Origin of the sequence: Roseomonas rosulenta (genome assembly GCF_016106005.1) — a bacterium.
GTDB lineage: Bacteria > Pseudomonadota > Alphaproteobacteria > Acetobacterales > Acetobacteraceae > Neoroseomonas > Neoroseomonas rosulenta.
On record NZ_JACADR010000097.1, the window covers coordinates 1 to 15,196 of the forward strand.

Sequence of the window (15,196 nt, forward strand, 5' to 3'; positions counted from 1 at the left end):
AGACGGTGCTGACGGCGGCGATGCTCGACCGCCTGCTGCACCACGCGACCGTCGTGCAGATCAGCGGCGAGAGCTATCGGCTGAAGGACAAGCGCCGGGCAGGCGTGATGGCGAAGAAGGAAAGCCGCTGAGAGGCGCCGCCCGGGGTGGGGCGAGCCCCACCCCGGGCATCACATGGGTCAGGTTTCGATCGGCGACCCCACGCAAAGCGGGTCAGAATTCAACCGGCGTTGACACGCCGCCTTGCTGCGCCGGATCCGAACGATCCATGCAGGCTCGCACGGAACCTACGGCGCGCCCCGCGTGCATGCCGAGCTGCAGGCCGAGGGCACGGCGATCGCCCGCAAGCGCGTGGCGCGGCTGATGCGCCAGGCCGGGCTGCGCGGTGTGTCGCGGCGTCGCTTCCCGATCACGACACGGCGCGAGCCGATGCACAGGCCAGCCAATGATCTCGTCGGCCGCGTCTTCACGGCGCCGGCGCCGAACCTGCTGTGGGTGGCCGACATCACCTACGTGCCGACCGCGGCAGGTTTCCTGTTCCTGGCTGTCGTCCTCGATGCCTGGTCGCGGCGCATCGTCGGCTGGGCCATGGCGAACGACCTGCGCACGCAGCTTGTCCTCGATGCCCTGGACATGGCCGTCACCACGAGGAAACCGGCCGATGTGGTGCATCACAGCGATCAGGGCAGCCAATACACCTCGCTGGCCTTTGGGATGCGATGCCAGGAAGCGGGCGTCCGCCCCAGCACCAGATCGGTCGGCGACGCCTACGATAACGCGCTGGCCGAGGCGTTCTTCGCCACGCTCGAGTGTGAGCTGCTCGACCGGCGCCGCTTCCGTTCCCAGGCCGAGGCCCGCATGGCCATATTCCACTTCATCGAGGGCTTCTACAACCCGACCAGGCGGCATTCGTCCCTCGGCTACCTCTCGCCCATCGAATTCGAAGCGAGGAAGATGCTCATGAAGGACTGACCACTACCCACAAACCGTCCACCGAACCGGGGCAACTTCAATCGGCGTTCACGCCCACCGCGATGGTCACGACGACGGGGATGATGCGGCCGGCCTCGCGGACCTTCACGTAGGTGGCGTCGAGCCAGAGATAGGGCCAATCGCCCTCGATCGGCCGGGCCAGGAAGCCGCGCACCCGCTCATCGATTTCGGCGCACAGGCGCGAGACCTGGCTGCGGCTGATCCCCTCCATCCCCATGGCGCGGACCAGGTCGTCCACGGAGCGTGTCGAGATGCCCTGGACGTAGGCCTCCTGGATCACCGCCGTCAGCGCCTTCTCGGCGGTTCTGCGCGGCTCCAGGAAGGCAGGGAAGCAGGCGCCGCGGCGCAGCTTCGGGATCCGCAGTTCAACAGTGCCTGCCCGCGTCTGCCAGTCGCGGTCGCGGTAGCCGTTGCGCTGCACCAGGCGGTCCGGGCTGCGTTCGCCATGGGCGGCGCCAGTCACCTCGCCCACCTCCAGTTCCATCAGGCGCTGCGCGGCGAAGCCGATCATCTCGCGCAGGAAGGTGGCGTCGGAACCCTTTTCCAGCATCGCGCGAAGGGCAATCCTGCCGTCGGTCATCGTGGTCGATCCAAGGCTCGGCGTTGCAGGTCTCAGCAACCCAACCCTAGCCAGGGATCACCGCGGTGGCCGCCCGGGGCGCTCCGCTCCGCTCAGCCAGGGGCTTCGCTACGCCCCCAGGCTCCGGCCGTCCTACACCACCACCCGGGACACGACCCCTGGTCCTCAATTGACTGCTCGGACTGCGCGTCGCTGCTGTAGCGTGCGTAGATCGCTGCGCCCACGGGACGCCCGCACCTCTCCGCTCGGACCCAGGGGACGGAGTTCATCGCCGAGGCGGTGAAGACATGGATCGCCGGTGCGGGCGCTCGCACTGCGGCCCGTGGGAACGGGTACGTCGAATTCTTCAACGGCAAGCTGCCGGACGAACTGCTGAATGGCGAGGTATTCAACACCCGACACGATCAGCATTTCGTCAAGATTCGCGACCTCCTCTGGTTACCATTTGCTAGGAGAACCTCCTCTGGTTACCATTTGCCAGGAGAAACAGTTCGAGAGGGACATAGCGTGAGCGTGCAGCCGGTCCGTATCGACAACTTCTTCCTTATGCATTCGGCTCGGCCGGATCAGTGGCGAGACATCACCACCCTCGCGTCGAACTGGGCACGAGGCATCGGATCCCGCGCTTCAGTAGAGGCCGCCGTATCCTCGATGGCGGCGATCGAGGAATTCCACGCCTATCCCGGCGCGCGTCTGATCAGCACCCTGACCGAGCGGATCGCCAGCAACGATGCTACCGGCGCCGCAGCGCTGGTGCGGCGCATCTCCAACGCGCTACTGACGCGCGCATACCGGGAACGGCCGGGCGAGTGGGATGTGCATGACGAGATGGGCGCCGGCGAGATCGCCGACATCCTACCACCTGCCCTGAGCGACAAGAGCGCGCGGCGCCCCTATTTCGAGGTCCTTTATGTCACCAGCCAGCCGGCGTCGCGCTGGCCAGCTATCGCGGGAGAGATCCGCCGTCTACGCCGACCAGAGGACGCCTTTGTGTACGAACCAATCCTCGTCGGCTCGTTCGAGGATGCGTTCTGTGCCGCTGCGGTGAACCCGGCCATCGCCGCTGTCGTATTGGCCGAAGGCTTCCCTTATCGCTCGCGCCATGATGCGCCCGTGCTGCGGTCGGTCCTTGATCCGCTTGGCGAGCCAGAGGGACCCGAGGGTACCGCGTTGCATCTGGCACGCGCGCTGAAGCGCGTTCGGCCGGAGCTCGACGTCTACCTGCTGTCCGACAGAGAAGTGGAGAAGATTGCGGGCGACCCTGCGGCGGAGAAGATCCGGCGAATCTTCTACGCGGTCGAGGAGCCGCTCGAGCAGCACCTCGCCGTGCTCGAGGGCGTACAGGCGCGCTACGAAACGCCCTTCTTCGACAACCTGAAGAAGTACGCGCAGCGCCCGATTGGCACCTTCCACGCTCTGCCAATCGCTCGCGGCAAGTCCGTGTTCCGGTCGGACTGGATCCGCGACATGGGCGAGTTCTACGGCCTCAACCTGTTCCTGGCGGAGAGCAGCGCGACGACAGGGGGCCTCGACAGCCTGCTTGAGCCGACCGGTACCATCAAGCAGGCGCAGGACATGGCAGCGCGTGCCTTCGGCGCAGACCATGTCTTCTTCGTCACCAACGGCACTTCGACCTCCAACAAGATGGCGGTCCAGGCGCTGACGGCACCGGGCGACATCGTCATCGTCGACCGCAACTGCCACAAGTCGCACCACTACGGCATGGTACTGACCGGCGCACAACCGCTCTACGTCGAAGCCTTCCCGATGACGGAATACTCGATGTACGGAGCGGTGCCGCTCGCCACCATCAAGCGCGCGATGCTCGCGCTGAAGGCGGAAGGCCGGCTCCACAAGCTGAAGATGCTGGATCTGACCAACTGCACCTTCGATGGTCACATGTACAATGTGCGGCGGGTCATGGAGGAATGCCTGGCGATCAAGCCGGACCTTATCTTCCTGTGGGACGAGGCGTGGTCCGGCTTTGCCCGCTTCTCACCTTTCCTCCGACCGCGCACCGCAATGGGCGCGGCGGCCGATCTCGAGGCCTGGCTGCGCGATCCGGATTCCATCGCCGCATTCGAGAAGCAGCAGGCCGAACTTGGCGACGCACCCTCCGACGAGGCGCTCGTCGCTGCGCGGCTTATTCCTGATCCGCGCCAGGTCAGGCTCCGCGTTTATCAAACCAACTCGACCCATAAATCGATGTCCGCGATCCGACAGGGCTCCATGCTGCTGGTCCGGGACGTCGACTTCCACACGGTGGAAGCGCAATTCCACGAGGCGGTCTTCACCCACGCGTCCACGAGCCCGAACCAGCAGTTGATCGCAAGCCTCGATGTCGCGCGGCGGCAGATGGAACTCGAGGGCTATGGGCTGGTGATGAACGCGATCGAGATCGCGCTCAAGATTCGCGCCGCGGTCAACGCCCATCCTCTGATCTCGAAATACTTCCGCGTGCTCGGCGCTGACGCCATGATCCCGGCGGCCTATCGGCAATCCGGCTTCACGGACTACCTAGCCCCCGGCACCAGTTGGGCCGACGTGGTTGGTGCAATGCGCGAGGATGAGTTCTATCTCGATCCGACCCGCATGACGCTGGTCTGCGGCACGGCCGGATTCGACGGAACACAGTTCAAAGGATTGCTGGCGGCTAAGTACGACATTCAGCTCAACAAGACTTCGCGCAATTCCGTTCTTCTGCAGTCGAACATCAACAATACGCGCAGCGACGTCGCCCACCTGATTCGCGTGCTGGTCGAGATCTGCCACGAGATCGAGAAGCGTTTGGCCGATGGTGGCGAGGCCGAGCAGACGGCGTTTGCGTCGCGCGTGAAGTCTCTGATGACCGATGTGCCGAACCTGCCGAACTTCAGCCAGTTTCACGAGATCTTCCGCGGTGACGCCGGTCGCACGACGCCCGAGGGCGACATGCGCGCGGCCTTCTTCGGGGCCTACCACCCAGAGCTTTGCGAATACGTGCCGCTCATCGGCGCCGAATGCGACCGGCGCCTCAGGGAAGGTCCTGCGATGGTCTCTGCCAATTTCGTCATCCCCTACCCCCCGGGATTCCCGATCATGGTGCCGGGCCAGGTGTTGACGCAGGAAACGATCGACTTCATGCGCAAGCTCGATGTGAAGGAGATCCACGGCTACGAAAAGGAACGTGGCCTCAAGCTTCTGAAGCCCGACGCGGTCGCCGCCCGCGAGCAGCGCTGAGCCGGGAGCGCCGACATGCAGGCCGCCTTCCACTTCCTTGCAACGAACCCCTACATCCTGTTGTTCCTCACGGTCGGCCTCGCAGTGTGGCTCGGCCGTCAGTCGATCGCTGGCTATGGCCTCGGCATGGTGGCAGCGGCGATCATCGTCGGCTGCGGGCTCTCGGTCTGGGCGTCGGTCTATGGCGAGAAGCTTGAGCTGAACAGCTTCACCAAGAGCCTCTTTTACTACCTGTTCATGTATGGCGTCGGACTACGCGTCGGCCCGTCTTTCGTTAACAGTCTTGGCGGGGACGGGATCAAGTTCACGTTCCTCGCATTCGTGTCCTGCGTTGCCGGACTGGGGCTTGTTGTAGGTGGCACGATCCTTCTGGGGCTGCCGCCCGGCGCGGCAGGCGGCATTCTGGCCGGATCGCAAACCATGTCGGCGGCAATCGGCTCAGCCGAACAAGCCGTAACTGCCGGCGTCATCCGCCTGACCGATGGGACGACTCCCGAACAGGTAAGCGCAATGATCGCCCTTTCCTATGGCATCACCTACATCTGGGGCACTGTCGGCATTATTCTCATCACGAAGTATCTGCCGAAATGGTGGGGCGTTGATGCTCGCGAGGCCGCTCGTGCCTATGAGAAGGAGCATGGCGTCGCCTCAGGCGATGCGCCGGCGCTTTCTGGCTGGACCGCGGGCGGCCTGCGCGCCTATCGGCTCGAGAACGCCGCGTGGACTGGTCGAACGATGCGCGACCTCCTCCGCGAGAACCCGGAGTATCGGTTCGTCAATCTCGTGCGCGACGGCACCGCCCTCGGCGCCGATGAGGATATGCCATTGCAGCAAGGCGATGTGATCGCACTGGGCGGGCTGCGCCAGGCGATGACGGAGAAGATGGGGCTGATTGGACCCGAGGTCTCCGATCGAGCCGCCCTCGACCTGCCGCTCGACCGAGCCGAGGTCCTTGTGACGAATTCTGCGATGCTCAAGAAGACACGCGAGGAATGGCGTGCGCTCCCCGGCGCGGATCATATCCAGGTTGTCGCCATCGAGCGCTCCGGCGTCCCGGTGCCTCTCGGTCGGGATACCAAGCTCCAGCGCATGGATCTCGTGACCGTCGTTGGTCTGAAATCTGCCGTGGATCAGATTGGCAATGCCTTCGGGCGGGTGGTACGGCCTTCCACTGCGACGGATCTGCTGACCCTCTCGCTTGGGATGATCCTCGGCTTTCTGATCGGACAGATCGAGTTTCCCGCGTTCGGCGCTGCGATCGGGCTTGGAAATGCGGGCGGATTGCTGGTCTCGGGCGTCATCGTCTCTTCCCTCGCCTCAAGGCTGCGCTTCTTCGGCAACACGCCTGCGGCAGCGCGCAATGTTCTGGAAGATCTCGGCCTCATCGTCTTTGTCGCGATCGTTGGCATCAATGCCGGGAACTCGCTTCTTGTGCAGCTCACGGGCGTGCTCGCACTCAAGATCTTCCTGGTCGGCTTTGTCGCCTGCTCCATCCCGCCGATCATTGTCTGGGCCATCGGCTACCACGTGTTCCGCATGAACCCGGCGGTGCTGATGGGCGGCGTGGCGGGCGCTCGCAGCCATTCCGGCCCCTGCCGAGAAGCGGCGGTGGAGATCCAGTCCAACGTGCCGTGGATCGGCTTCCCGGTGGGGTACGCCGTCTCGGGCGTGCTGCTGACGGTCTTCGGCTACTTCGCAATGATCCTCGCCCAATAGGGAGCACGCCATGCGCGGTGACGACCTTGCTTGTCGAGGCGGAGGGCGGACCGTCGCGCTCGCGATCCTCGGCTTGGCCAGTGCGCTGCAGCCTGGCTCTTCTGAAGCTCAGACGATGCAGGACCTGCTGGACCGTATCGACCGGTTGCAAAGGCGCGTCGAGGAACTCGAGAGCGCGCAGCGCGCGCCGGCCGCATCAAGGCCTCGGGCGGCAGCGCCGGTCGCTGCCTCGCCGTCGGAGCGCCGTACACCGCGTATCGCAGCCGCGGCGCCGCCGCCGCCGCCGATGGACCTGACGCCGGCGCAGCCCGCGGCCGCCCCCCCGCCACGCGTGACACGCGAGGAGGTCGATGCGGCGCTGCGCGGCAGCATGCCGAATTCCTGGCGCATTCCCGGGACGGACACATCCGTCCGCCTCTACGGCTTCGCCAAGGTTAACATGTTCGGCTCTGACATCCGCGACCGCAGCGATGCGCCCTCGGTGCAGAGCATCCCGCTTGCAGGCAGCTCGGCAGACCTGCAGGGCAACGACATCAGCTTCACCGCACGCCGCTCCCGCATCGGCTTCGACACGCAGACGCCGTCAGAGTGGGGCCCTGTATTCACGCGCGTTGAGTTCGACTTCGCCGGAGACCAGCCGAGCGCTTCCGGGGCGGCTACCTCCTCCGGCTACATGCCGCGGCTCCGCCTGGCCTACGCCGAGGTCGGCGGCGAGGTGTTCCGCGTCCTGGTCGGGCAGGCGGCCAGCGTCTGGAACGAGGGCCTGATCGAGACACTGACCGACGCGACCTTCCTCAACGCCTCCGCCGTACGCCAGGCGCAGGTGCGTCTGACCGGGCGGCTTGCCCCGGGCCTGACGGGTCAGGTCTCCATCGAGGCGCCCTACACCGACTACACGAGCACAGCCGGCGTCTTCTATCCTGACTCGACCTTCGACGGCGGCGCGAGCCCGGCGCTGAACCAGGTGCCTGACCTGCTGGGGCGCCTTACCTACCGCGGCGACTTCGGCGAGGCATCGCTGCGCGGCGTCGTGCGCCAATTGAAGATCGAGACCAGCGGTACGGCGGCTGCAGGCGCGGGCTCTGACAGTACCATCGGCTGGGGCGTCGCGCTGAATGCGAACCTCGCCCTGCGCAACCTTTGGACCGGATTCGGCAACGATCAGCTGATCGGCATGACCTATTACGGCCAAGGCATCGGCCGCTACTTCGATTCCGCGTATTCGGGCCAGGGCGCCTACACGAATCTCGGCCTGCCTGGCGCCACGACGACCTTCAGCATGGACGCAACGCCGGCCTGGGGGTTTGTTGTCGGCTACCGGCTCGCCTGGATGAATCAGCTCCGCAGCACCTTCGCCTACGCCTATGCGCGCCAGGACAACCCCAGCTACGTGGCGGAGTTCGCGCCGGGCTCCTCGGCTGCGCTCGCAACAAACCGCGAGATGCAGATGGCCGTGGCGAACCTGATCTGGAGCCCCTTCGCACGCGAAATCAACGGCCGCCTCACCAACGGTTGGCTCGATGTCGGCATCGAGTACATCTACTTCCGTCGCGACCTCCAGGGCGGCGCGGCGGCGGCGGGCGCCGGACAGTACGGCCACGGCATCGAGCAGCGGCTGCAGACCAGCCTGATCGCTCGTTTCTAGGCCGGATGGCAGGCTGCCGACTCGTTCGTCTCCATGACCACGCGCAGCGTGCCAGGGCCCTTGCGTCTCCATGCAGATGGATTCTGCGCCAACAATCGCGTCGCGTTGCTCGCAGCCGTCGGACGCTCCCGCCTTAGACGGATCTGTCTGCCGCATCAGGAGGACCTGTATGGCCTGGCTTGAGGCATTCCTGGTCAAGTACCCGGAACTCGCATTGTTTCTTGTGATCGCCATCGGATACGCGATCGGTCGGCTGAAATTTGGCGGCTTCGGTCTCGGACCGGTCACCGGCTCGCTGTTTGCCGGTATTCTGGTGGGTCAGTTTGCCCATGTTCCGGTGTCGGGAATGGCAAAGTCCTTCTTGTTCCTGCTCTTCCTCTTTGGCATCGGCTATTCCGTCGGGCCACAGTTCATGCAGGCGCTGAGGCGGGACGGGCTCAAGCCAGTGCTGCTCGCCGTCGTCTGCGCCACGACCGGGCTGCTGACGGCGATCGCGGTGGCCAAGGTTCTGGGCCTCGATCCCGGTTTCGCTGCCGGCCTCGTGTCCGGCGCGCTGACCGAGAGCCCGGCCATGGGCACGGCAACCGAGGCCATCAATGCACTGCCCCTGCCTGCCGAGGACCGAGCGCGCTTCGTCGCGCACATCGCCGTGGCTGATGCGGTGTGCTACATCTTTGGCGCCGCCGGCCTGATCCTGTTCCTCAGTATCGGTGCGCCGCGCCTCCTCGGGATCGACCTGAAGGAGGAGGCTCTGAAGCTCGAGCGACAGCTCGGCATTACCCGCACTGCGCCGGGTGTCGTCTCTGCCTATCGCAGTTTCGAGCTGCGCGCTTACAGGCTCGCTGCCGATACCCCCGCGGTGGGGAAGACCGTGGCGCAGGCCGAGGCGGGCGTGGCCGCCCACCGGCTTTTCATCCAGCGGATCCGTCGCGACGGCACGCTGCTGGAGCCGTGGCCCGACCTGATGCTTGCCCCCGGGGATGTCATCGCCGTTTCCGGGCGGCGGACCGTACTCGTCGAACTGCTCGGCCCGCGTGTCGAAGAAGTGGAGGACCATCCTCTGCTCGACATCCCGGTAGCCGCGGTCGAAGTGCTCTTGACGAGCCCCGAGGTCGCTGGGCGCAGATTGGCTGACTCGGCCGACGCAGAGTGGACCCGAAGCCTCTACCTGCGCGGCGTGAAGCGGGGCGACCAGGCCGTGCCGATCTCCGCCGGGCTGGTACTGGAGCGTGGCGACCTGCTTTCCCTGGTGGGGCCCGAGCCGGTGGTGGCACGCGCCGCGAAACGGATTGGCGCCGTGGTGGCACCCACGACCGAGACGGATTTCGTCACGCTCGGTCTCGCCATCTTCCTGGGCGGTCTCGCCGGGGTACTCATCACGATCCCGGTGGGCGACATGAAGATATCGCTCAGCACAAGTGTCGGCACACTCCTTGCCGGTCTGTTGGTTGGCCACCTGCGCACGCGCCATCCCCTGTTTGGCCGCATACCGGATGGGGCGATCTCGTTGATGACCGCGCTCGGTCTCGCGGCATTCGTGGCTATGACGGGACTTCACGCGGGGCCGATCTTTCTGACGGCGCTGGCCGAGGCGGGTATCGGGCTCTTCTTCGGCGGCATGCTCGTCACGCTCATGCCGCTCGTGGTCGGGCTCTACTTCGGCCGCTACGTGCTGAAGATGAATCCAATCCTGCTGCTGGGCGCGCTGGCCGGCGCTCAGACGATGACGGCGGGAATGGCGGCTGTGCAGGAGCGGTCGGAGAGCCCCGTCGCGGTGCTCGGCTACACGCCGGCGGTACCGATCGGTCACATCCTGCTGACCACCTGGGGGACCATCATCGTCGGCGTCGTCGCGGGATGACGCCGCGCGGCAACCGCTGCGCCAACGCCACGCGGCGCTACCACCGATGCGGCGCAAGGAGGGCCGATCGCCATGGACTCCTTCTACATCGCCCGTGTCATCGGCGACTTCCTGATCGGCTTTTCGACGCTCTTCACCATCATCAATCCCTTTGGGATGGCCTTCGTATTTGTGGACCGCACGCGTGCGCTCACCGAGGAAGAACGCGTGGCGCTGGCATGGCGGATCGCGCGATACTCATTCGTCCTGCTCGTTGTCTCGATCCTCATCGGCACTCCGATCCTGACTTTCTTCGGGATCGACCTGCCGGCGCTGCGCGTGGCAGGGGGCTTCGTGGTCGCGCTTGCGGGCTATGCGATGCTGACGGAACCCGAGTGGCGCGACGGGGACAGCAGCAAGACGGTCACACCCATAACGGTGAGCGGCATGGCGTTCTTCCCCCTCACGCTGCCGCTGACCGTTGGCCCAGGCACCATTGCCGCGAGCATCGCGCTCGGTGCACAGCCGAAGTACTCCGCGGCAGATTATGCAGCTGGCGCAGTCTCGGGCCTGCTCATCGCTGCCAGCGTCTCGCTGACGGTTCTCTTCTTTTATCGCTACGCGGCTTCGGTTGCTCGATTCTTCGGACCCGAAGGAGCGCGCATCGTGACACGGCTCACGGCTTTCCTGCTGCTGTGCATTGGTGTCCAGATCATGATGACCGGGACCGCGGCCTGGCTTTCGCCGATGCTGGCGCAACGCGCACCGTAGTCCCGCTGTCCGAAACTGTCGCAGCGGACACCTAGACGTGGTGCTCCCCGCATCCCTTGCCCCGATGCGGCATAGGCTTTTCTGCTGGCTATGGGCAGGAAACGCAATCTCCGCACTGGGTACCTGGATCCAATCGACCGCAAGCGCGTGGGTCATGACAGACCTCGCTCCGGACCCGCTCATGGTCAGCCTTACCCAGGCCGCTGCGCAGCTTCCAGTCCTGCTGCTCGCGCTGCCCGCGGGTGCGCTGGCCGATGTGGTCGACCGGAGACGCTACCTCATCTGGACCAATCTCGGCATGCTCGTCGTCGCGGGCGCGCTCGCGGTCCTCTACCTCCTCGGCCTGGTCGATGCGATCCTGCTGCTGGCGCTGACGGCACTACTCGCCTGCGTCTCTGCGATGAACAGTCCTGCTTGGTCGTCGTCGGTGCCGCTGACCGTCCCACGGCAGGATCTGGCGCAGGCGCTCGTGCTCAATTCGATTGGCTTCAATATGGCACGCGCACTTGGCCCGGCGTTGGGCGGCGCGATCGTCGCCGGGGCCGGTGCGGCGCTTGCCTTCGGGATCAACGCGCTTACCTTCGTCCTTGTCGCCGCCATTGTCGGGCTGGCGCTCGTATTCCCTGCTACGCGCCAGCCGGATGGTCTGCCGCCCGAGCGGATAGGGCGGGCGATCCGTCTCGGCCTCCGCTACGCAACGGCGGAGCCGAACGTGCGGACGGCGCTCATTCGCTCCGCAGCCTTCTACGCCTGTGCGAGCGCGATCTGGGCGCTCTTGCCCCTCTATGTCCGGGACGTGCTTGGTCTTGCCTCAGGGTCGTATGGCATCATGCTCGGCTCGATCGGTGCGGGCGCCGTGCTCGGCGGCATCGCGATGCCGATGCTGCGCGCCCGTTTCAACCGCGACTCCCTCGTCATGCTTGCCGGGCTGCTGACCGGCACGGCGCTGCTTCCGATTGCGCTGGCCCCGGCTGCCTCAACGACGATCGCCTGCATGCTTGTCTATGGCATCGGTTGGATCATCGGCTCGTCCAACCTCCAGGCAACCGTGCAACTCGCCTGCGCCCCCTGGGTCCGCGCTCGCGGGCTCGCGCTGTACCAGGCGGTCTACAACGGGGGCATGGGGCTGGGCGCCATCGCCTGGGGCTGGTTGGGCATGCATGCCGGGCTGACAGGCACGCTCCTCGCGGCGGCGCTCGGGAGCGTCGTCATCGCCCTGCTCGCCCGGTCGCAGCCGCTGCCAAGCGAGGTTGCCGATCCTTCACTACCGGCCCGTCGTCCCCCGCTCAAACCCTCGATTGACGACGGTGTCCGGGAGACACTCATGGAGGGCGGTCACCCGGTGCTGGTGACGGTCGCCTATGTCGTGGACCCAGGGGAGGCAGACGCGTTTCGCACGGCCATGGTGTCGCTTCGCTTGGCGCGCCGACGTGATGGCGCTGTCGCGTGGCGTCTTGCACGCGACATCTCGCGCGCCGACCATTGGATCGAAACCTTCCGCCTTCCGGACTGGCACGAGCTCCGTCGCGGATTGGCCCGCATCAATCTCTTGGACGATGAAGCCTCGCGAGCCGCTGCACAGTTCCATCGTGGTGATGCCCCACCGACGATCCGGATCTACCTATCGCTTTGAGGCGCGATGGGACCGGCGGGCCGACACGGTCAGAATTCGATCAGGATTGGCGCGCACGCGCTTCCTACCCTCCCCCGACGATCAACGCGCGAGGACCGGATGCGGAGGGAGGCTGGGCAGAAACTGCGATCGCGCCGCCCAGGTGCGTTCATGCTGGGCATGGCCAGGAGCCTGTGTGCGGCGCTGATGCTGGCGATACTCGGTGCCTGTCAGGGCCCCGGCGACACACTGAACGCGCCGCTGGTACGGGGCGCCGATGGGGCGGCGGATTTCGGCGCGAACTATGGCTTCGAACTGGTCAGCAGCGGCAGGACCGGAGAGCACCTGGTGCTGCTCGCCTTCTCGGGCGGCGGCAAGCGCTCGGCTGCCTTTGCCCACGGCGCGCTGGAGGGAATGCGCCGCATGCCGGTCGGCCGGACAACGCTTCTGGATCAGGTGGACTACATCTCCGCCGTCTCTGGCGGCAGCTTTCCTGCGGTACATTATGGCCTCTACCGCGAAGACTCCTTCTCGACCTTTCGTGAGGATTTCCTCGACCGCGACATCAACGCTTACATCTACGGCACCTACCTGCTTCCTTGGCACTGGGAATGGGTGGTCCGAAGCGATGTCGGCACGAATGACCGCATGGCGCGCGTCTATGATACATTGATGTTTCGAGGCGCAACCTTCGGCGACCTCGCGCGGCGCGGGCCTCCTCTCGTCTCGGTGAACGCCACGGATATCGCGAACGGTGTTCCCTTCCCCTTTCTGGGAACAACTTTCGGTCTCATCTGCTCCGATCTCAACGCATTCCCGCTGGCCCGTGCGGTTGCCGCTTCCAACGGGTTCCCGGTGCTTTTCTCAGCGATCACGCTGCGCAACCACGCCGACAGGTGCGGTACGGCGCGACCGCGAACTGCTCCACCACGCGAATGGAGCGACCTCGACGGCGAGGCGGAGCGCCGTGCGCAATTCGCGCGCCTCGCCGAGCGCTATGCCGACCCCGCGCGGCAGCCTTGGGTCCATCTGCTCGATGGCGGAATCTCGGACAACCTCGCCCTACGCGGCCTGCTCTATATTTTCCTCCGCCTGCAGGACGAGCCCGAGGCGCTCCGAAGCCTGGCATCGAGAACCCGGCGCGTGATCGTGATCAGCGTTGATGGTGAGGCGGCGCAGGATCCGCAGATCGCCCGGCAACGCTCGTTCGGTGGGCTGTCGCAGATTCTAGGGGCGGTCTCGGGCACGCAGATCGACGCCTACAACTTCGAGACCCGCCTGGTCATGCGGCGCCAGGTCGCGGATGTGGTCGAGCGACTTCGTGCGGAGCGTTGCCGCACCGCGACGCGCGTCGAGCAACGCAACTGTCGCGACGTCGACGGAGCCTTCGTCCATCTGTCGCTCGCTGATGTGGGCGACGAATCCCTGCGCACGCGCCTGCAGATGATCCCGACCGGGCTGACAATCCCTCGGGCGGATGTGGACGCGCTGCTTGAACAGGGGATTAACGCGGTGACGGGAAATGCACGGATCCGGGAGTTGCTGGCAGCGGACGTGTCTCAACTTTCCGCGGCACGGGACGCGCGATGAGCAGCGACGCCTCCACGCAGCGGTCCGAGACTGCGGTCGCAGAGCGCCCGCTCGTGCGCAGGCGCTGGCGGCCAGGGACAGGCAGCCTGCTGGTCGGACTGTTCCTTGCCGTCCTCGCGCTCCACGTGCTGTTCGACCGTGTCACGCCCTACACCTCGGAGGCGACGCTTCAAGCTCCGGTCGTCGGCGTCGCGCCGAATGTCTCAGGCGACATCGTCGAGGTGCGGGTGCGCGACAATCAGGTGGTCCGTGCAGGCGAGATCCTGTTCCGTATCAACCCTGAGCGCTTCGCCACTGCGGTTGCCCAGGCGGAAGCCAACCTCACCGACGCCAGCCAGCGGGTGGGCGCAAGCACTGCTGCGCTCTCATCAGCCGAGGCCAAAGTGCTCGAGGCGCGCGCGAACCTCGCCAATGTGCAGCATCAGGCGGCACGCGTGCTCGAGCTCGCGCAGCGCAATGTCTATTCCCAGGCGCAGGCAGACACGGCGCGTGCGCAGCTCGCCACGGCGCAGGCCGCCGTGCAGACTGCCGAAGCCGGTCTGGAGGAGGCCCGCACGCGGCTCGGACCTGTCGACGCGGAGAATCCACAAATCCTGCTCGCGATCGCGCAGTTGCGGCGTGCGCGTATCGACCTCGCGGATACCGAGGTACGGGCACAGGTTGACGGCTTCGTCACGAACACCGTGCTGTCCCCGGGTCAGTTTGCTTCAGCGGGCCGCACCGTCGCGACCATCATCGATTCCGAGAGCGCCTGGGTGGTCGCCAACTTGCCGGAGAACACGCTCGGTAACATCCGTGCCGGTGACCGCGTGCTCATCGCCTTCAATGTGAGGCCTGGCCGGATCTACGAGGGCCGGGTTGAGAGCGTTGCTGCGGGCGTTGCGCACGACGTCGGAGGCACAGGGCAGCTTGCACGCGTACTCGAGCGTCGCAAATGGATCCGAGACACCCAGCGCTTTCCTCTGCGGATTGAGCTTACCGATGGACGGGACATTCCTGCCGTGCGCGTCGGGTCGCGCGCCAGCGTCGTCGTGCTGACGCAGCATGCTGGGCCGGTTGCAACTCTCGCCCGCCTCTGGCTCAGGATCGTCGCCACGGCGAACTGACCTGACCCCGTAGAAGCGGTCCGCCGGTAATGTAGTCCCGGCGGCAGCGAGGGGAGGTTGGGGATGGCGAGGAGGAAGGCGCACACGCCTGAGGAGATCGTGGCGAAGCTGCGACAGGCGGAGG

General features: G+C 65.9%; 9 protein-coding genes and 3 pseudogenes. 11 read left to right on the plus strand and 1 reads right to left on the minus strand.

Going from position 1 to position 15,196, the window contains the following annotated elements; all coding sequences use genetic code 11:
• Nucleotides 1-131 (plus strand): ATP-binding protein (locus HW578_RS13285; RefSeq protein WP_232478676.1); only part of this gene is annotated, 131 nt, incomplete at its 5' end.
• A gap of 106 nt (nt 132-237) precedes the next feature.
• Nucleotides 238-972 (plus strand): annotated as a pseudogene (locus HW578_RS13290) (IS3 family transposase); the annotation flags it as partial.
• A 40-nt stretch (nt 973-1,012) separates the two neighbouring features.
• On the opposite strand, the pseudogene HW578_RS13295 reads toward HW578_RS13290, so the two are convergent.
• Nucleotides 1,013-1,573: pseudogene (locus HW578_RS13295) on the minus strand (transposase); the annotation flags it as partial.
• A 224-nt stretch (nt 1,574-1,797) separates the two neighbouring features.
• On the opposite strand from HW578_RS13295, the pseudogene HW578_RS27845 reads away from it, so the two are divergent.
• The 9 genes and pseudogenes from HW578_RS27845 to HW578_RS13335 all read left to right on the plus strand — a co-directional run.
• Nucleotides 1,798-1,969, plus strand: a pseudogene (locus HW578_RS27845) (IS3 family transposase); the annotation flags it as partial.
• Nucleotides 1,970-2,401: 432 nt separating this feature from the next.
• Nucleotides 2,402-4,792 carry an aminotransferase class I/II-fold pyridoxal phosphate-dependent enzyme gene (locus HW578_RS13300; protein ID WP_232478936.1) on the plus strand — a complete coding sequence of 797 codons (2,391 nt, stop codon included), beginning with the start codon at nt 2,402-2,404 and terminating at the stop codon, nt 4,790-4,792.
• A 15-nt stretch (nt 4,793-4,807) separates the two neighbouring features.
• Nucleotides 4,808-6,508 (plus strand): aspartate:alanine exchanger family transporter, encoded by a 1,701-nt coding sequence (locus HW578_RS13305; protein ID WP_198371031.1) that lies wholly within the window; start codon nt 4,808-4,810, stop codon nt 6,506-6,508.
• 10 nt (nt 6,509-6,518) lie between these two features.
• Nucleotides 6,519-8,153 carry a porin gene (locus HW578_RS13310; RefSeq protein ID WP_198371032.1) on the plus strand — a complete coding sequence of 545 codons (1,635 nt, stop codon included), beginning with the start codon at nt 6,519-6,521 and terminating at the stop codon, nt 8,151-8,153.
• 169 nt (nt 8,154-8,322) lie between these two features.
• The gene (gene aspT / locus HW578_RS13315; RefSeq protein ID WP_198371033.1) at nt 8,323-10,014 is read left to right on the plus strand and encodes an aspartate-alanine antiporter; all 1,692 of its coding nucleotides are present in this window, start codon (nt 8,323-8,325) and stop codon (nt 10,012-10,014) included.
• A 72-nt stretch (nt 10,015-10,086) separates the two neighbouring features.
• Nucleotides 10,087-10,764 carry a MarC family protein gene (locus HW578_RS13320; RefSeq protein ID WP_198371034.1) on the plus strand — a complete coding sequence of 226 codons (678 nt, stop codon included), beginning with the start codon at nt 10,087-10,089 and terminating at the stop codon, nt 10,762-10,764.
• Between the two features lie 64 nt (nt 10,765-10,828).
• Nucleotides 10,829-12,397: an MFS transporter gene (locus HW578_RS13325; protein ID WP_232478937.1), complete on the plus strand. Its 1,569-nt coding sequence runs from the start codon at nt 10,829-10,831 to the stop codon at nt 12,395-12,397.
• Nucleotides 12,398-12,547: 150 nt separating this feature from the next.
• Nucleotides 12,548-13,966 carry a patatin-like phospholipase family protein gene (locus HW578_RS13330; RefSeq protein ID WP_198371036.1) on the plus strand — a complete coding sequence of 473 codons (1,419 nt, stop codon included), beginning with the start codon at nt 12,548-12,550 and terminating at the stop codon, nt 13,964-13,966.
• The gene (locus tag HW578_RS13335) at nt 13,963-15,072 is read left to right on the plus strand and encodes an HlyD family secretion protein (protein WP_198371037.1); all 1,110 of its coding nucleotides are present in this window, start codon (nt 13,963-13,965) and stop codon (nt 15,070-15,072) included. Before HW578_RS13330 ends, HW578_RS13335 begins: the two co-directional genes overlap by 4 nt.
• Nucleotides 15,073-15,196: the final 124 nt, after the last annotated feature.

Bases quoted from the DNA above. Each gene is read 5' to 3' on its own strand.
- HW578_RS13300 (WP_232478936.1), top strand. From the start codon at position 2,402: ATGGGCGCCGGCGAGATCGCCGACATCCTACCACCTGCCCTGAGCGAC.
- HW578_RS13305 (WP_198371031.1), top strand. From the start codon at position 4,808: ATGCAGGCCGCCTTCCACTTCCTTGCAACGAACCCCTACATCCTGTTG.
- HW578_RS13310 (WP_198371032.1), top strand. From the start codon at position 6,519: ATGCGCGGTGACGACCTTGCTTGTCGAGGCGGAGGGCGGACCGTCGCG.
- aspT (WP_198371033.1), top strand. From the start codon at position 8,323: ATGGCCTGGCTTGAGGCATTCCTGGTCAAGTACCCGGAACTCGCATTG.
- HW578_RS13320 (WP_198371034.1), top strand. From the start codon at position 10,087: ATGGACTCCTTCTACATCGCCCGTGTCATCGGCGACTTCCTGATCGGC.
- HW578_RS13325 (WP_232478937.1), top strand. From the start codon at position 10,829: ATGCGGCATAGGCTTTTCTGCTGGCTATGGGCAGGAAACGCAATCTCC.
- HW578_RS13330 (WP_198371036.1), top strand. From the start codon at position 12,548: ATGCTGGGCATGGCCAGGAGCCTGTGTGCGGCGCTGATGCTGGCGATA.
- HW578_RS13335 (WP_198371037.1), top strand. From the start codon at position 13,963: ATGAGCAGCGACGCCTCCACGCAGCGGTCCGAGACTGCGGTCGCAGAG.